The sequence below is a fragment of the Kribbella sp. NPDC020701 genome (assembly GCF_055562215.1).
The window spans coordinates 274,019-291,368 of the sequence record NZ_JBVHFT010000006.1; the positions used below are offsets into that span (position 1 = coordinate 274,019).

The following is a 17,350-nucleotide window of genomic DNA, read 5'->3' on the forward strand; positions in this document are numbered from 1 at the left end:
CTCCACTCGTCGGGACTACCCGTGGGTCACATCAGATCGGCACGGTACCGGACGTGTGGAGGATCCGGCTCAGCAGGCGTCGGTGTAGGTCACTCCGAGCCGCTCCAGCAACGGCCGCAGGTTGTTGACGTCCAGGCTCAGCTCGCCCCGCCTGGAAGCGGGCCCGGTTCGCCGCCTCGCGGTCCTCCCGGACCCGCGCGGCCTCGACCGCCGCGGCGACCTCGGAGCGGGGAATCACCATCGCTCCGTCGTCGTCGGCGATCACCAGGTCACCCGGGTTCACGGTCGCGCTCCCGCAGCCCACCGGGACGTTGACCCAGCCCGGCGTCGCCTTCACCGTGCCCGCGGCACTCACCGCCCGCGACCACACCGGGAACTCCATCTCCTGCAGCTCCCGCCGGTCGCGCACACCGGCGTCCAGTACGACGCCTGCGATCCCCTGCGCCCGGCACTGCGTCGCCAGCAACTCCCCGAACATCCCATGCGTGGACGGACTCAGTGTGGCAACGATCAGCACGTCGCCGGGCTCACACACCTCCACGGCCGCGTGCAGCATCAGGTTGTCGCCGGCGTGGTTGAGAGAAGTCACCGCAGGACCGCATACGCGAGTCCCCGGTACGACGGGGTGGATGTCCAGCATGAGTCCGCGCCGGCGGTTCGCCTCGTGCAGTGTGGCGACTCCGTACTGCGCTGCCGCCTTGACGAGCTCGGGATCCGGCCGGGTGATCCGGCGTACGACGGTGGGGCTACTGGACATGGGCTGCTCCCAGATGCGCCGCGGCCCGGGGGAACAGGCGCAATGCGTTGCCGGACAGGATCTTGGTCAGATCGGACTGGTCGAGGCCCAGTCCGTCGAGGTCGCCGAGGATGTCGTCGAAGAACCGGCCGGTGGCCGCGTCGCGCGTCTTCGCCGTACCGAACATCTCCGAGCCGAACAGCACGTTGTCCGGGCCGATCTTGCGGATCAGCATCGCCAGCGAGTCGGCGTCGTATACGGCGGTGTCGAAGTACAGGTTGCGGACCGCCTGCTCGAAGGGCGGCAGCGACTCCGCCACGTGCAGCGCGCGGCTGCGGTTGAAGTGGAACGGGATGCCACCGCCTCCGTGCGGCACGATCAGCCGCAGCGTCGGGAAGTCGGTGAAGACCGCGGACGAGCACAGCTCGACCACAGAGGCGGCGAGCGCGGCGATGACCGAGCACCTGAGCGACGTCATCGACCACCTGATGCTCGCGTCGCACCGAGGCTGAAGCGGTGCCGGTCGCCACTGGGGCGACCGGCACGCTGATCAGATTTCTACGGGCTGACCCGAGACTGCGGACCGGCGGGCGGCGTCGACGATGCGCAGTGTGCGCAGGCCGACTCCACCATCCGGCTGCGGTACGACGGCGGGCGTCGTACCGGCCTTTGCCGGGCCGGACTCCCGGACCGCGGCCAGGAATGTGGCGAGCAGCGACTCGTCCAGGTTGCCGCCGATCCCCAAGAAGACCTCACCGGACGCATCCGTGCCGCCCACGTGCGGCAGGAACGGCTCGATCTCCACCGACCCGTTGGTCCCGGTGACCTGCAGCGAGACGCCACCCCAGGTCGGACCGTTGTCCGGAACGCTCCACGAGCAGTCGATGGTTGCCAGGAGCCCGTTGTCGTAGGTGACCGTCACCAGCCCACCGGTCTCCACGGCGACACCCTTGTCCTGGTGCAGCACGTGGTTGGCCGCGGCATACACGCGCATCGCCGACGCACCGCCGGTCAGACCGTCGATCAGGTCGGCACAGTGCACGGTGTGGTCGACGAGCGCTCCCCCACCGGCCTGCTTCGGGTCCGTGAACCACTGCCGCTGGTCGTACGGGATCTTCCCGTTGTTCGTCCCCAGTACGGCGAACACGTCGCCGAGGCGGCCGGACTCGACCATGGCACGCAGCCGCAGGTACGACGGCGCGAAGCGAACCGGATACGCGATCATCAGGATCGATCCGGCGGCCTCACAGGCAGCCAGCATGGCCTCGCCGTCCTCGACCTCTGTCGCCAGCGGCTTCTCGCACAGCACGTGCGCACCGACTGAGGCCGCACGCTCGACCAGTGCGCGGTGGCCGGCGTTCTCCGACGTCACGACGACGGCATCCGGTCCCCAGGCGAACAGTTCGTCGTACGAGTCGACGTACGGGATGCCGATCTGCTCGGCAAAGGCAGCACCCCGCGGACCGGAGTCGGGCGCGGACGCACCGTCGGGATCGGCGGACAGCACCTCGACGTCCGGCATCGAGCCGAGCAGGTAGGCGTAACCCGCCGCGTGAGTGTGAGCGAACGAAGCGATCGCAACCTTCAGGCTCATGCCACGGCTCCCGTCTGGACGAACGTCTTCATGTCGACAGCGCGGCCGGACTCCATCGAGGCGCGCGCAGCTTCGGCCAGATAGACGGCGGTCGCGCCGTCCAGACCGAGCACCCGCGGCTCCGGTCCACCACGCAGGCCGATCGCCAGCTCACGAAGCTGCGTCAGGTAAGGACTCTCCCCCAGCGTCGACTCCGGGATCAGCAGGTCGCCGCCGGCCCCTCCGTCCTGCAGCTCCTCAGCGAAGCCCAGGTCACTGTTGGACGTGTACTTCAGTACGCCGGTCGACCCCGCCACCTGGAACCCGGACTGGAACGTCGTTCCCGTCGCACCCCACGTCGCACGGCAGTGGCTGATCGCCCCGGTGTCATGGGTGAGCGTCACGTGCGCCGCCACGTTGACCGGGCTGATGCCGTCCACGGTCGGCGGGTTCTGTACGGCGTACACGCTGGTGACCTCGCCACACAGCCACCGGGCCTGGTCGAGGTCGTGGACCATCAGGTCCATGATCACGCCGCCGGAGTGGGCCACATCGCGGTACCACCCGGCACCGGCCGGCGACGACGCCTGCCGGAAGAACCGCGCCACCGCCACGTCGCCGATCCGCCCCGCCTGGATCGCGTCGTACGCCGCCTTGTACGCCGGGAAGTACCGGACCACGTGGGCCGGGTAGAGCCGGACGCCGGCGGCCTGCGCGGCGTCGATGACCTCGTGCGAGTCGGCCGCCGTCAACGTCAGCGGCTTCTCGCAGATCACGTTCTTGCCCGCCTTGATCGCGGCCAGCGCGATCTCCTTGTGCGTCGGCGACGGCGTGACGATGTCGACGAACTCGGCCTCGGCAAGGCAGCCCTCGAGTGACGCCATGACCTCCAGCCCGTACTGCTCAGCGAGCTCGTCCGCACCCTCCAGCGAGTGCACCAGCACCCGCGCTCCGAGTGCCTTCCACGCGGCGACGTGGACGTGGGCGATGTTGCCCGCGCCGATCAGACCGACGGTCAGACCGGCCAACTGTTCCGACATGTGATCCCCTACTCGGCGTCTGCCGAAGTCCGGAAAATTAGTAACGGTCCTTGCGTATCACTGCGCACAGGCGTTCGCAACTACCGTCTCATGAACATAACCACCTTCGTTATCGATAACCCACCTCTGACTGTGCAGAATGTGCCGGTGACCGAAGCGACCGCCGCCCCGAGTGCTCTCGGCCAGACTCCCGACATCGAACCGCGACTGGGCGCAGTGGTCCAGACCGACGGGACGACGTTCACGCTCTGGGCCCCGGCGGCGGAGCGGGTCGAGCTGGCCCTGGTTGCCGACGACGGCAGCCAGCGGAACCTGGATCTGGCCCATACCGGTGAGTTCTGGACCGGTTTCGTCCCCGGGGTCGGCGCCGGCCAGCGATACGGGTACCGCGTGCACGGTCCGTTCGATCCGTCCCACGGACTCCGCTTCAACCCATCGAAGCTCCTGCTCGACCCGTACGCGCGAGCCGTCGACGGCTCGCTGGACTTCTCCAGTCCGCTGATCTACGACTCCTCGGACGGCGACTCGGCTGGTCACGTCCCGGTCGGCGTCGTGGTCGCCGACACCGAACCACCTCCGCCGATCAGCAAGCCGGTGCACTGGGGTGAGACGGTCATCTACGAGTTGCACACCAAGGGCTTCACCAAGCGGCATCCCGACGTACCGGAGCACCAGCGCGGGACGTACGCCGGTCTCGCGCATCCGTCCGTGATCAACTATCTGACCGAGCTCGGTGTGACGTCGGTGGAGTTGCTGCCGATCCACCACTTCCTGACCGAGCCGGCGATCGCGGCCCGCGGCCTGCCGAACTACTGGGGGTACAACACCCTCGGCTTCTTCGCGCCGCACGCGCCGTACTCCTCGTCCGGCGCGCGCGGTGAGCAGGTGGCCGAGTTCAAGGCCATGGTCGCCGCGTTCCATGCCGCGGGCATCGAAGTGATCCTTGACGTGGTCTACAACCACACCGCCGAGGGCGGGTTCGACGGACCGACGCTGAGCTTCCGCGGCATCGACAACCGCGCGTACTACCGGCTCGCGCACGGGGCTGCGATGTACGACGTCACCGGCACGGGCAACTCGGTCGACACCTCGCACCCGCAGGTCCGCCGGCTGGTGATGGACTCGCTGCGGTACTGGGTGGAGGAGATGGGTGTCGACGGGTTCCGGTTCGACCTGGCCGTGACCCTGGTCCGCAACGAGCGGCACGAGGTGGACATCCCCGACCACCCCTTCCTCGCCGAGGTCGCCGCCGATCCGGTGCTGGGCCGGGTCAAGCTGATCGCCGAGCCGTGGGACGTCGGCCCGTTCGGCTACCAGGTCGGCAACTTCGGTACGCCGTGGTCGGAGTGGAACGGGAAGTTCCGCGACAGTGTCCGCGACGTCTGGCGGAACACCTCCGACGGTGTGAAGGACCTCGCCTACCGGCTGTCCGGCTCCAGTGACCTGTACGGCGACGACGGGCGCTACCCCTATGCGTCGATCAACTTCCTGACCGCGCACGACGGGTTCACCCTGCGGGATCTGGTCAGCTACGACCACAAGCACAACGAGGCGAACCACGAGGACAACCGGGACGGCACCGACGACAACCGGTCCTGGAACTGCGGATTCGAGGGCGAGACCGACGACCGGCGCGTGACCACGTTGCGCAAACGCCAGATGGCGAATCTGATGTCCACGCTGATCCTGTCCACCGGCGTACCGATGCTCACCGCCGGCGACGAGTGCGGGCGCACGCAACACGGCAACAACAACGCCTACTGCCAGGACAGCGAGCTCTCCTGGTTCGACTGGACCCTGCCTGGCGTTTGGTCGGATCACCTCGACCTCACCAAGAAGCTGATCGCCCTCCGAGCCGCGCACCCCGTCCTCCGCCAGTGGCACTATTTCTCCGGCGGCCCCGTCGTACCAGGTGGTCGCAAAGACCTCTCCTGGATCGCACCCCACGGCGGCGAGATGACCGACGCCGACTGGTACGACGGCAACCTCCGAACCATCGGCATGTTCCTGGCCGGCGACGCCCTCCGCGCCACCGACGCCCAAGGCAACGCCCTCACCGACAACTCCTTCCTGCTGGCCCTGAACGCCACCCCGGAAACCCGCCAGGTAGTAGTCCCCGACGCCTCCTGGGCCCCCGCCTACGAGGTAGTCCTGGACACCAGCAACAGCATGGTCACCGAAGTAGAAGCCAACGCCACAGTCCCCCTGGCCCCCCGCTGCCTGGTCCTCCTCCGCGCGCTCTGAGGGTTGTTAACCTTCCTCCAGTACATTCGGCGGTCACCTGGTGTTCATGTCTGGGGGGACCGATGTTTTTGTTGCGGCGCGGGGTTCGTGAGCGGACTACACCTATTGGTGCGCTGCATCAGGCGATCATGCGATGGGGTGAGGCGGAGCGCACCAGTTCGCGTCTGGCCCTTCAGCGCTGGGTCGACGGGGTGGCGTACGTCGACGTTCAGGCGCGGACATATGCGGACTACTGGACGCGACAGAACGAGCAATCGCTGGCCGCCGACGGTCCGCTCTGGGTCGTCCTCGGTGACTCGACCGCGCAGGGGTTGGGTGCGTCAACTCCACTGAACGGGTACGTCGGTCAAGTGCTGAACGCGCTGCGCCGTCAGGGCACCCCTTGGCGGGTGCTCAATCTGTCCCGGTCCGGTGCGCAGACCCGGCACGTGCTCGACGACCAACTCCCCCTGCTGGACGGACTGACGCCGGCGCTGGTGACGTGCGGGATCGGTAACAACGACATCCTCGGTACGCCGCCGAGGCGGTTCCGGGATCACCTTCGTCAGGTGATCGAGCGGTTGCCGTCCTCGTCGGTGGTGATGGATCTGACGGTGCCCGATCGCTTCTGGCGCATCGGTGGGGTCGCCAGTCCGTATGTTGCGGGGATCAACCAGCTGATCAGCACCACCGCGACCGCGCGCGGTCTCTCGGTGGCTGAGGTGTCGCGGCATGCGCGGCCGCCGTGGCGGGGGATGCTTGCGCCGGACAGTTTTCATCCGAACAACCTCGGCTACCGCCGGCACGCCGACGCTCTGCTCGCCGCTTTGCCGGCCGGCGTCGCGCAGTACTGATCAGGCTTCGGGGGTCTGTGGGCCGTCGGCGAGCAGCAGGTAGAGCGAGCGGCGAGCGTCGGCCAGGATCTTGGCGGCCGCGGCGCGCTGGTCCTCCGAGCCGCTGCGGGCGACCTGCCGGGTCGCTGAGTGCAACTCCTCGACCAGTCCACGCAGGTCGTTGGCAGGCTCGGCGTTCGCGAAGCCGGCGAACGGGTCGATCGACGTCTCGCGACGCCCCTCGACGTACTCACGGCCTGCGTCGGTCAGGGTGACGAGTTTGCGGCCGGCCTCCGCGGTCACGGTGACCAGGCCCTCGTCTTCCAGTTGGTTGATGGTCGGGTAGATCGCGCCGGGGCTGGGGGTCCAGCGCCCGCCGCTGCGGTCGGCGATGGCACAACACCCCGAACTAGATTGGCAAATACTACGGATCCGGATAATCTGGATCCGTGGAAAATGAACTATTGCTGGTGGTGCTGCAGCGGGCGACGCATGTGACGTTGCAGGTGCTGGGGACGGAGCTGGCCGAGCTTGGGCTGAGCGCTTCCGAGATCAACGTGCTGGCGAATCTGGCCGACGGGCAGGCGCGGACGGTGTCCGAACTGGGGGTCGCCGCCGGCGTGCGGCCGACGACGTTGACCGGCGTACTGGATCGGCTGGAACAGAAGGGGCACATCACGCGGGCGGCGCGGCCGGGTGATCGGCGAGCGGTGGAGGTCGCGCTGACGGAGGTTGGCATGGAGAGTGCTGGACAAGTGCAGCGAGCTTTCGCTGCCGTGGAGGAACGAGCGCTGGCCGGGATGTCCGCGGGCGCCCTGACCCAGGCTCGGCGGGTGCTCACCGCCTTGGCGGCGGTATGAACACCTTCGACGAACTGATGGGCGAGGTGATGGCGACCGGTGAGCGGTTCGGGCATCGGGAGCACGTGCGACTGACGTGGCTCGCCGTACGGCGGTGTGGGACGGCCGGCGCGGTCGAGTTGGTCAGCGACGGCATCCAGCGGACCGCGCGGTATGCGGGGGCACCGCAGAAGTACAACGCCACCGTGAGCAGGGCGTGGGTGGAGCTGACGGCGTACCACATGGCCGAGGAGCCGAACGAGAGCTTCGATGAGCTGGTACGCCGCAACCCGGGGCTCCTGGACAAGCGGCTGCTCACGCGCTTCTACTCGTCGCGCACCTTGGCCTCGCCGGCCGCGCGGACGGGGTGGGTCGAGCCGGATGTGAAGGCCTTCCCTGTCTGATGCTTTACCTTGCCCCTGGGGCAGGGGGTTTGATGGTCGCGTGTTGACGATCAGTGAGTTCGGGCGACGTACCGGGCTTTCGCACAAGGCGTTGCGGTTGTACGACGTGTCCGGGTTGTTGCCGCCGGCCCAGGTGGATCCCGCCAACGGGTACCGGTTGTACGACGAGGAGCAACTCGAGCGAGCCCGCCGGATCAGCGTGCTGCGGCAGGTGGACATGCCGCTGACCAAGATCGCCGAGGTACTCGCGGGGTCCGACGAGGAGGCGCTGATCCGGCTGGACCGGTGGTGGGCCGCCGAGGAGGCGACCACCGCGGCCCGTCGGTCGACGCTGCAGTACTTGCGGGACCGGCTGTCCCGGTCGGGAACTCCGGGACTGGCGCCGCGTCCGGTGCTGACTCGCGACGTACCGGAGACCAAGATCGCGGCGATCCGGAGCGACACGGATCAGCAGTCGCTGATCGGTGTGATCGTGTCGTCGACCGACGAGCTCCGCGCGTACCTCGTCTCCGCGGGTGCGACGCTGCCCGGTGAGTCGTGGGTGATCTACCACGGCGCGGTCACGCCGGAGGCCGAGGCGACGGTCGAGGTGTGCGTGCCGTTCGCCGGGCTGGTGGATCCGTCCGGGCCGATCGCGATCCGGGTCGAACCGGCGCATCGGGAGGCGTACTGCACGATCACGATGGACGAGTGCGCGTTCCCGCGGATCATGCTCGCGTACGACCTGGTCTTCGACTGGGTCCGCGCGGCCGGGTTGCCGGAGGCGGGTCCGCCGCGCGAGGTCTATCTGCCCGACTGCCACCTGATACCGCGCGACCAGCCGGCCGTCGACATCGCTCTGCCCATTCTCGAAAGGAAAGCCTGATGGACTACGCGGTTCAGACTGAGTTCAGCGATCCCGGCGTACATGCCGGCCTGTTCGATGCGTTGCCGGACGACGTCGGCGGGATCGGCGAGGTGGTGCGCAACCTGCTGATCCACTATCGCGGTGGCGGGATCGAGTTCACCGGCGACCGGCTGGCGGAGATCGACCATCGCTGGGTGTCGGCGATGCTGACGACCGACCAGAAACGGAACGGTACGGCGCTCGCCGTACCGCGCGAACCGGCCGACCACGTCGTCGGATGCTGCCGGGACTACACGCTGATGTTCGTCTCGGCCCTGCGGCACAAGGGGATCCCGGCCCGCAGCCGGATCGGGTTCGCGGTGTACTTCGCGTCCGGGTTCAACCACGACCACGTCGTCGCGGAGTACTGGAACGGCGAGCGCTGGGTGATGATCGACCCGCAGCTCGACCCGGCCGGGGATCGCCCGTTCAACTCCCTCGACATGCCGCCCGGCCCGTTCCTGTCCGCCGCCGAGGTCTGGCTCGGCGTCCGCGCCGGTGATCTCGACGCCGATCTGTACGGCATCGACCCCGGCTCCCCCGTCCGCGGCGGCTGGTTCATCCGCAACTACGTGCACCTCCAGCTCGCCCACCTGCAGGGTGACGAGCTCCTGCTGTGGGACAACTGGGGTGCGATGTCCGACAGCCTGGACGGCGCCGACGTCGACCTCACCGACCGGATCGCCACCCTGATGGTTGCCTCCGACAACGGAGACGATGCCGCTGGCAAGGAGCTCGCCGAGCTCTACCGCACCGACCCGGCGTTGTCCTTCACCGGCCGCTCCTTCGTCACGTCCCCGGCCGGCGGACCGTTCGCGTGGGTGGACCTTCAGAAGCCCGCGTAGTCGACCTCAGTCGAGCTGGGCGACCAGATCCGCGACGACCCGATCGATGGAGTTCAGCAGGGAGAGGTGGCCCTCCCCCGGTTCGAAGTGGAAGGTGGCTCCCGAGACGTGCTGGGCCAGCCAGTGGCCGTGCGCCTCGGGGACCATCCGGTCCTGGTCGCCCTGCCAGATCGCGACGGGCGTCGCGATCTGATCCAGGCGGAAGCCCCAGTCCTTGACGAAGGCCAGGTCGTCGTCACGCCAGCCGGCGATGCCCTCGGAGACGGCGTGCCGAGCCGACGTGGCGAGCCAGTCCAGGATCGGGCCGGTCATCGCGGCCTTGTCCACCTCGCTGACCAGGTCGCCGAAGGCGGCGGCCAAGTCCGACGGAGCAGCACCGGCCAGGCCCTTCGCCTCCTCTTCGATCAGCGGCTCGAGCGCTTCCGGTCCTTCGAAGGCGGCACCGAATTCGGCGATGTTCTCCGCGCCCATGCCGGCCACGAAGTCCAGGTCGTCCGCGCCGGCCTGCCCGACGCCGGCGATCGAGGCCGCCGCGACACAACGGCCCGGGAGCAGGGCGGCACACGCCAGCGAATGCGGCCCACCACCAGACACGCCGATGCTGAGGAACCGGTCGGCGCCGATCGCATCCAGGAGGCCGGTGATATCGGCCGCTACGTCGCCCACCGAGCGCCCCGGGTCCGGTGTCGACGCACCGTATCCGGGCCGGCCGGGGCTGACCAACCGCAGCCCGTACCGTCCCGCCGCCTCAGCCAACGGCCCGAACCGGACTGCGCCACCCGGCGTGCCGTGATGAAACACCAGCGGCATCCCACCCGCCGGCCCTTCAACCAAGTACTCCAACTTGCGCCCACCAGCCAGCTCAGCAATCGCCATGCCCGCAACCCTAAGACCTCACAGCAACTGGGGGCCGCGGACAAGGAATACCTTGTCTGCGGCCCCCAGTTCTTGTCCCGGGTCCCCGCCTGGTGAGGCAGGCGGGGCGGGGCTCAGAATTCTGAGCCGGCGGGGAGGTCGGGGGTGGAGGGGTCCTCGGGGTCGGAGGGGCCGGCGGCGAGGCCCATTTCGGCTTGGCTGGCGAGGCCCGTGTGGTTCGGGACGACGCGGACGGTGTAGCCGAACGGGCCGGTGCGGTCGAGCTTCAGCTCGCCCTCGTACCGGTGCCGGTTGCCCTCATACGTCTCCGCCAGCGACAGCGCCGTACGCACGGGGTCGGTGATCTCGTCGTTGGTGTCGACGCGACCGTGCAGGACCTCGACGCAGATGTCGGCCGGGGTCAGGTCGCCGATCGCCGCGAACGCGCGGATGCCGACGGTGGTCCCGAGCTGCGGTACGTCGCCCAGTCCCTGCAGCTCCACGTGGTCGACCCGGATCTGCTCCCACGCCGCCCGGACCTTCTTCTTCCACGCGGCCAGCTCGCGGGCACCGTCGTACGTCGAGTTCAGCGACCGCGACGACTGAGCGGCCGGCACGTACAGCTGCTCGACGTAGTCGCGGACCATCCGGGTGGCGAGCACCTTCGGGCCGAGCTCCTTGATCGTGTGCCGCAGCATCTCGATCCATCGAGAAGGCGTCAGTCCGGGCTCCGCGTCATAGAACCGCGGCGCGACCTGCTTCTCGATCAGGTCGTACAACGCGTGCGCCTCGAGGTCGTCACGCCGGTCGGTGTCCTCGATCCCTTCGGCGGACGGGATCGCCCAGCCGAACTCGTCGTCGTACCACTCGTCCCACCAGCCATCGCGGATGGACAGGTTCAGCGCGCCACACAGCGCCGCCTTCATGCCGGACGTGCCACACGCCTCGTACGGGCGCAGCGGGTTGTTCAGCCAGACGTCGCAGCCCGGGTACATCGGCTGCGCCAGAGCGATGTCGTAGTCCGGCACGAACACGATCCGGTGCCGGATCTCCGGGTCGTCCGCGAAGCGGACCATCTCCTGGATCAGCTTCTTGCCACCCTCGTCGTGCGGGTGCGCCTTGCCGGCGATGACGATCTGGACCGGACGCTGCGGGTGCAGCAGCAGCGCCTTCAGCCTGGCAGGGTCGCGCAGCATCAGCGTCAGCCGCTTGTACGACGGAACCCGCCGGGCGAATCCCATCGTCAGGACGTCCGGGTCGAGGATCGAGTCGACCCAGCCGAGCTCGGCCTCGCTGGCACCGCGGTTGAGCCAGGACTGCCGGACCCGGGCCCGGGTGTCGTCGATGAACCGCTGCCGCAGGATCCGCTTGGTCTCCCAGATCTGCTGGTCGGTGGTCTTGTCCAGACCCTCGAAGACGGTGTCGCCCTCGGCCGTGTAGTTGGCGTAGGTCAGGTCGTGGATCTCCCGCGCCACCCAGGTCGGCGCGTGCACGCCGTTGGTGATCGAGGTGATCGGTACGTCGACCGGGTCGAAGCTCGGCCACAGTCCGGAGAACATGCCGCGGCTGACCACGCCGTGCAGCTTGGACACGCCGTTGGCCCGCTGGGCCAGCCGCAGACCCATGATCGCCATGTTGAACACACCCGGGTCGCCGCCCTCGAAGTCCTCGGCGCCGAGCTCGAGGATGCGGTCGATCGGGACGCCCTTGCCGAACGCGTCCGGCGAGAAGTGCTGCTGGATCAGCTCGACCGGGAACCGGTCGATGCCGGCCGGCACCGGGGTGTGCGTGGTGAACACGGTGCCACCACGGTTCACCTCGAGCGCGGTGTCGAAGTCCAGGCCCTTGTCGGCGGCCAGCTCGCGGATCCGCTCGACACCGAGGAAGCCGGCGTGGCCCTCGTTGGTGTGGAACACCTCGGGCGCCGGGTGGCCGGTGATCCGGCAGTACGTGCGGACCGCGCGGACACCGCCGACGCCGAGCAGGAGCTCCTGGAGCAGCCGGTGCTCGGTCGAACCGCCGTACAGCCGGTCGGTCACCTCGCGCTCGGACGGGTCGTTCTCCTCCATGTCGGAGTCGAGCATCAGCAGCGGCACCCGGCCGACCTGCGCGATCCAGATCTGCGCGTGCAGCTGCCGGTTGCCCGGCAGGGTCAGCGTCACGGTCGCCGGGGCGTCACCGTCGCGAAGCAGGCTGATCGGCAGCCCGTCCGGGTCCACCAGCGGGTAGCGCTCCTGCTGCCAGCCCTCACGGTTGAGCGACTGCGCGAAGTAGCCGTGCCGGTACAGCAGGCCGACACCGATCAGCGGCACGCCGAGGTCACTGGCCGCCTTCAGGTGGTCACCGGCCAGGATGCCGAGACCGCCGGAGTACTGCGGCAGCACGTGGGTGATGCCGAACTCCGGTGAGAAGTAGGCCACCGCGCTGAGCGGCGTACCGGCCTCGGCCTGGAACCACCGGTTGTCGGTCACGTAGCTGTCCAGATCGGCTACGGCCAGTTCCAGCCGGCGCAGGAAAGCGTGGTCGTTGGCCAGCTCGTCGAGCCGGGCCGCCGGGACCTCACCGAGAAGCTTGACCGGGTCACCGCCGGTGCTCCGCCACAGCTGCGGGTCGACGGCCTCGAAGACGTCCTGCGTCTCCGGGTGCCAGGCCCAGCGGAGGTTGTTCACCAGGGTTCCCAGGCCGGTCAGCGGCTCGGGCAGGACAGGGCGGACGGAGAATCGTCGTATCGCTCGCACCGGGACACCGTACCGGGCCATGGGTAGCAGAACACCCTCGGGATGCATCGATCTTGCAACGCAAGCAAGATTTTGCAGGAGCGCATGGCAAAGACCTGCGCTGGGAACCGATAACGTCAGTCCTGTAGTTCTCGATGTAGTTACCCAACCCGCCGGATCCGTAATCGGGCGGGTCCGCATTCTGAGGGGAAGGTTCGTCTACGCCATGACTGGGCGCATCCCGATCACCGACGTCACCCCGACCGTCGACGCCGGAGCGTATCCGGCCAAGGCCTCGGTCGGCGAGACGTTCACCATCGCGGCAACGGTCTTCCGTGAGGGACACGACGCGGTGAACGCGAACGTCGTACTGACCTCGCCGTCGGGACAGACCAGACGGATGCTGATGACCCCGGTCGGGCAGGGCAGCGATCGCTGGACGGTCGACGTGACGCTGCAGGAGCAGGGCGCGTGGACGTTCGCGGTCGAGGGCTGGAGCGACCCGTACGGGACCTGGCGGCACAACGCCGAGATCAAGGTGCCGGCCGGTCTCGACGTCGACCTGATGTTCGCCGAGGGCGCAGCGTTCTTCGACCGTGCGGCCGCCGGCGTGCCCCCCGCCGTACGGGCTGATCGGGCCACGCTGGGTGATGCCGCGCACGCGCTGGCCAACGGGGCGCTGCCACCGGAGGCCCGGCTGGCCGCGGGAATCTCGCCGCAGGTGCGAGCCTCGCTCGGGCGGTACCCGGTCCGCGAGCTGATCACTTCGTCGGAGACCTACCCGGTGTGGGTCGACCGCGAGCGCGCGCTGTACGGCAGCTGGTACGAGTTCTTCCCCCGGTCCGAGGGAGCGAAGTACGACGAGGAGTCGGAGACGTGGACGTCCGGGACCTTCCGGACCGCGGCCGAGCGACTGCCCGCGGTCGCGAAGATGGGCTTCGACATCCTCTACGTGCCGCCGGTGCACCCGATCGGGCACGCGTTCCGCAAGGGCCCGAACAACACCCTCGACCCGAAGCCCGGTGACCCGGGTTCGCCGTGGGCGATCGGTTCGGCCGAAGGCGGGCACGACGCGATCCACCCCGAGCTCGGCACCTTCGAGGACTTCGACTACTTCGTCGGCCGTGCTCGTGAGGCAGGCCTCGAGGTGGCCATCGACCTGGCCCTGCAGGCGTCGCCGGACCACCCCTGGGTGACCGAGCACCCGAAGTGGTTCAGTGTCCGCGCGGACGGCTCGATCGCGTACGCCGAGAACCCGCCGAAGAAGTACCAGGACATCTACCCGATCAACTTCGACAACGATCCCGAAGGCATCTACGCCGAGGTGCTGCGGATCGTGAAGCTGTGGATCTCGCACGGCGTCACGGTGTTCCGGGTCGACAACCCGCACACCAAGCCGGTGAACTTCTGGGAGTACCTGCTCGGCGAGATCCGCAAGACCGACCCGGACGTGGTGTTCCTGTCCGAGGCGTTCACCCGGCGGCCGATGATGCACGAGCTGGCCAAGGTCGGCTTCCACCAGTCCTACACGTACTTCACCTGGCGCAACGAGAAGTGGGAGCTGGAGGAGTACCTGCAGGAGCTGACCAAGGAGACGGGCCACTTCTTGCGGCCGAACTTCTTCGTCAACACGCCGGACATCCTGACCGCCTACCTGCAGTACGGCGGTCCCGGCGCGTTCAAGATTCGGGCGGCGATCGCGGCGACGGCGTCACCGACCTGGGGTGTGTACGCCGGGTTCGAGCTGTTCGAGCACGTCGCACTGCGGCCGGGCTCGGAGGAGTACCTGGACACCGAGAAGTTCCAGCTCCGTCCGCGCGACTGGGAGGCCGCGGCGGCCGAGGGTCGCACGCTGGCGCCGTACCTGACGTTGCTGAACACTGTCCGCCGCCGGCACCCAGCCCTGCAGCAGCTGCGCAATCTGTCGCTGCACTCGGTCGAGGACGAGGCGATCATGTGCTACTCCAAGCGCACGACCGCACCCGACGGGCACAGCGACACCGTCATCATCGTGGTGAACACCGACCCGCACTCGGTCCGCGAGTCGATGGTCCACCTCGACATGGCCGCCCTCGGCATGCGCCCCGAGGACACCTTCACCGTGTACGACGAGATCACCGGAGCCACCTGGCGCTGGGGCCAGCAGAACTACGTCAAGCTCGACCCCAACGGCGAGCCCTGCCACATCCTCGCCGTCCGCCGCGGCCAGGCCTGACCGTGTGAGATCCTCTCCCCCACTGTCCAGGTGGGGGGAAGAGGATCGGCACGATCGCCGGCCCGGTCCTCGCATCTGGTGGCAACGCGCGCGGACCGGCTAGTCCAACGGGACGGTCTCCGGGTACTTGAGGCCCGCCCCGGTGTTGAGGGCTACGACCTGGTCGTCGGGGCGGATCCAGCCGGACTCGCGGAGCCGGCGGACGGCGGCGAAGTTCGCGGCGCCTTCGGGACAGATGAAGGCGCCTTCGAGCCGGGCGACGAGGTGCTGCTCGGCCAGGATGTCGTCGTCGTCGACGGCCACGGCACACCCGTCGGTCTCCGCGATCGCCTGCAGGACCAGGAAGTCACCCAACGCCTTGGGTACGGTGATGCCGAAGGCAACGGTTTGCGCATCCGGCCAGGGCTCGCTCTCCGGCAGGCCCTTCTCCCATGCCCGTACGATCGGCGCACAGCCGGTGGCCTGTACGGCGACCAGTCGCGGCAGCGGACCGTCGATCCAGCCGAGCTCGCGCAACTCGACGAGCGCCTTCCAGATGCCGATGATGCCGACACCGCCGCCGGTCGGGTAGAGGATCACGTCGGGCAACTGCCAGCCGAGTTGCTCGGCGATCTCGAGGCCCATCGTCTTCTTGCCCTCGATCCGGTACGGCTCCTTCAGCGTCGACACGTCGAGGTACCCCTCGCGGCTGGCCAGCTCCGCACGGATGAACGCACCGGCATCGCCGATCAGCCCGTCGATCAGGTGCAGTTCGGCGCCGACCACGCTCACCTCGCGCCGGCAGATCTCCGGCGCCGCGATCGGCATCGCGATCAACGCCTCCATCCCGGCCCGCGCGGCGTACGCGGCCCAGGCCGACCCGGCGTTCCCGTTCGTCGGCATCGCGATCTTCCGTACGCCGACCTCGTACGCGCGGGACACTCCGACCGCGGCACCCCGGGCCTTGAACGTACCGGTCGGGATCAGCCCCTCGTCCTTCATCAGGAGCCGGTCGACACCGACCTCACGCCCGTACCGCGGCAACGGCAGCAGCGGCGACATCCCCTCCCCCAGGCTCACGACGTTGTCCGCGGACCGCACCGGGAGCAGCTCGTGGTACCGCCACAGATCCGGCGGCCGGGTGGCCAGTTCGTCCTTGGTCAGCGTCACCGCACTGACGTCGTACCTGGCCAGTAGCGGCGATCCGCACGGGCAGAGGCCGATGACCTGGTCGGCGTCGTGGACGGATCCACAACGAGGGCACTCGAGATGACTCAGCGCAGAGAACGTCACACCTGCAGAAACTACCCCGCCCGGAGGCTGGTGACCGATGGGCGTTGGTGATCGGTGAGACGGAAGCCGATGCCGCGGACGGCGTCGATGGTGACCGTGGTGCCGAGTTCGTCGAGTTTGCGGCGCAGGCGCTTCACGACCGAGTGCACGTCGGCGGTGCCGCGGAGGTCCCGGTTGCGCCACACGGTCTGGTGCAGAGCGTCGTACGTCCAGACCCGGACGGGCGTGCACATCAGCCGGGTGAGCAGGTCGTGCTCGAGCTCGGTGAGCTGGATCTCGCGGCCACGCCAGCGGGCGACCGAGCGGGCCCGGTCGATCGTCAGCACGTCGGCGTCCGGCTCCTCCCCCGACGTGCGCGACGCGACGGAGTCCACCACGTTCGGCTCGGGCGGTTCGGGGTGCTCGGGGGCGGCGGGCGGGGGCTGCTGCGCGGGCACGAGCAGCTTGCGGAGTTCGTCGAGACTGGAGACCAGCAGCAGCGGAGCGACGTCGTCGACGAGCTCGGCGAGCCGAACACGCTGCTCGGGCGAGGCCGCGACCGCTATCAGCAGCGGGAACGGCTCCGGACCGGTCGTGGTCAGATCGACGTCCGCAGGGGCGGGGACACGGGCGGTGACCATCCGATCACGATGTCAACCTCTGCCCGGGATCGTCAACGGACTGCCAACGTTTGACCACTTTGCCTCGATCGGTGCGACAGCTAGTCACATCTTGCTCACGAAGTGTGCTTGTTACCACGTTGTTCTGACACATAAGGTCCACGTCAGGCTCGCGGTGTCACATGCCGCGACCTGGGGGGCACGGAGCGTTCGCCCAACCGGTCCAACCGCCCAACGCGAACCCCCATGCACCTCTGCACCGATGACTCGGGGGAGTCAACTCGGGGTCTGTCAAGTGAGGGGCTGCAGAGAT

General features: G+C 68.6%; 16 protein-coding genes. 7 read left to right on the top strand and 9 right to left on the bottom strand.

Annotated elements, in window-relative coordinates; genetic code table 11:
- Window positions 1–31: 31 nt before the first annotated feature.
- From ACZ3HV_RS16890 to ACZ3HV_RS16905, 4 genes are all read right to left on the bottom strand, one after another.
- Window positions 32–757, bottom strand: coding sequence for a 4-carboxy-4-hydroxy-2-oxoadipate aldolase/oxaloacetate decarboxylase (locus ACZ3HV_RS16890; RefSeq protein ID WP_465685228.1), 726 nt, complete (start codon window positions 755–757; stop codon window positions 32–34).
- Window positions 747–1,214, bottom strand: a complete 468-nt coding sequence (locus ACZ3HV_RS16895) for an amidohydrolase family protein (RefSeq protein ID WP_465685230.1) — start codon at window positions 1,212–1,214, stop codon at window positions 747–749. Before ACZ3HV_RS16895 ends, ACZ3HV_RS16890 begins: the two co-directional genes overlap by 11 nt.
- Window positions 1,215–1,286: 72 nt before the next feature.
- A complete protein-coding gene (locus tag ACZ3HV_RS16900; protein WP_465685232.1) occupies window positions 1,287–2,330 on the bottom strand; it encodes a Gfo/Idh/MocA family protein in 1,044 nt (347 codons plus the stop codon).
- Complete coding sequence (locus ACZ3HV_RS16905; RefSeq protein ID WP_465685234.1) at window positions 2,327–3,349, bottom strand: Gfo/Idh/MocA family protein; 1,023 nt, start codon at window positions 3,347–3,349, stop codon at window positions 2,327–2,329. Before ACZ3HV_RS16905 ends, ACZ3HV_RS16900 begins: the two co-directional genes overlap by 4 nt.
- Before the next feature lie 147 nt (window positions 3,350–3,496).
- Between ACZ3HV_RS16905 and glgX the strand changes: the two genes are divergently transcribed.
- Together glgX and ACZ3HV_RS16915 are read left to right on the top strand one after the other, a co-directional pair.
- Window positions 3,497–5,593: a glycogen debranching protein GlgX gene (glgX, locus tag ACZ3HV_RS16910; RefSeq protein ID WP_360378372.1), complete on the top strand. Its 2,097-nt coding sequence runs from the start codon at window positions 3,497–3,499 to the stop codon at window positions 5,591–5,593.
- Window positions 5,594–5,721: 128 nt separating this feature from the next.
- Window positions 5,722–6,426, top strand: coding sequence for an SGNH/GDSL hydrolase family protein (locus ACZ3HV_RS16915; RefSeq protein WP_465685236.1), 705 nt, complete (start codon window positions 5,722–5,724; stop codon window positions 6,424–6,426).
- Here the strand turns inward: ACZ3HV_RS16915 and ACZ3HV_RS16920 are convergent, their stop codons facing one another.
- Window positions 6,427–6,870 (bottom strand): PadR family transcriptional regulator, encoded by a 444-nt coding sequence (locus ACZ3HV_RS16920; protein ID WP_465685521.1) that lies wholly within the window; start codon window positions 6,868–6,870, stop codon window positions 6,427–6,429.
- Between ACZ3HV_RS16920 and ACZ3HV_RS16925 the strand changes: the two genes are divergently transcribed.
- The 4 genes from ACZ3HV_RS16925 to ACZ3HV_RS16940 are packed head-to-tail and all read left to right on the top strand — an operon-like array spanning window position 6,855 to window position 9,379.
- Window positions 6,855–7,265, top strand: coding sequence for a MarR family winged helix-turn-helix transcriptional regulator (locus tag ACZ3HV_RS16925; RefSeq protein ID WP_465685238.1), 411 nt, complete (start codon window positions 6,855–6,857; stop codon window positions 7,263–7,265). The two genes, ACZ3HV_RS16920 and ACZ3HV_RS16925, sit on opposite strands and share 16 nt — an antisense overlap.
- Window positions 7,262–7,648 carry a hypothetical protein gene (locus ACZ3HV_RS16930; protein WP_465685240.1) on the top strand — a complete coding sequence of 129 codons (387 nt, stop codon included), beginning with the start codon at window positions 7,262–7,264 and terminating at the stop codon, window positions 7,646–7,648. The genes ACZ3HV_RS16925 and ACZ3HV_RS16930 overlap by 4 nt, the downstream gene beginning before the upstream one ends.
- Window positions 7,649–7,688: 40 nt before the next feature.
- On the top strand, window positions 7,689–8,513 hold the full coding sequence (locus ACZ3HV_RS16935) for a MerR family transcriptional regulator (protein ID WP_360378348.1): 825 nt from the start codon (window positions 7,689–7,691) through the stop codon (window positions 8,511–8,513).
- Entirely contained in the window at window positions 8,513–9,379 is an 867-nt protein-coding gene (locus tag ACZ3HV_RS16940) for a transglutaminase-like domain-containing protein (RefSeq protein ID WP_465685242.1), read from the top strand. Before ACZ3HV_RS16935 ends, ACZ3HV_RS16940 begins: the two co-directional genes overlap by 1 nt.
- Before the next feature lie 6 nt (window positions 9,380–9,385).
- Here ACZ3HV_RS16940 and ACZ3HV_RS16945 read toward each other — a convergent pair whose 3' ends face one another.
- Both ACZ3HV_RS16945 and glgP read right to left on the bottom strand, forming a co-directional pair.
- Window positions 9,386–10,255, bottom strand: coding sequence for an alpha/beta fold hydrolase (locus tag ACZ3HV_RS16945; protein WP_465685244.1), 870 nt, complete (start codon window positions 10,253–10,255; stop codon window positions 9,386–9,388).
- A 113-nt stretch (window positions 10,256–10,368) separates the two neighbouring features.
- Window positions 10,369–12,972 carry an alpha-glucan family phosphorylase gene (gene glgP / locus ACZ3HV_RS16950; RefSeq protein WP_465685246.1) on the bottom strand — a complete coding sequence of 868 codons (2,604 nt, stop codon included), beginning with the start codon at window positions 12,970–12,972 and terminating at the stop codon, window positions 10,369–10,371.
- 205 nt (window positions 12,973–13,177) lie between these two features.
- On the opposite strand from glgP, the gene ACZ3HV_RS16955 reads away from it, so the two are divergent.
- Window positions 13,178–15,166 (top strand): alpha-1,4-glucan--maltose-1-phosphate maltosyltransferase, encoded by a 1,989-nt coding sequence (locus ACZ3HV_RS16955; RefSeq protein WP_465685248.1) that lies wholly within the window; start codon window positions 13,178–13,180, stop codon window positions 15,164–15,166.
- Window positions 15,167–15,265: 99 nt separating this feature from the next.
- Here ACZ3HV_RS16955 and ACZ3HV_RS16960 read toward each other — a convergent pair whose 3' ends face one another.
- Together ACZ3HV_RS16960 and ACZ3HV_RS16965 are read right to left on the bottom strand one after the other, a co-directional pair.
- Window positions 15,266–16,438, bottom strand: coding sequence for a threonine synthase (locus ACZ3HV_RS16960; protein ID WP_465685250.1), 1,173 nt, complete (start codon window positions 16,436–16,438; stop codon window positions 15,266–15,268).
- A gap of 11 nt (window positions 16,439–16,449) precedes the next feature.
- The gene (locus ACZ3HV_RS16965; protein ID WP_465685252.1) at window positions 16,450–17,058 is read right to left on the bottom strand and encodes a winged helix-turn-helix domain-containing protein; all 609 of its coding nucleotides are present in this window, start codon (window positions 17,056–17,058) and stop codon (window positions 16,450–16,452) included.
- Between the last annotated feature and the right edge of the window lie 292 nt (window positions 17,059–17,350).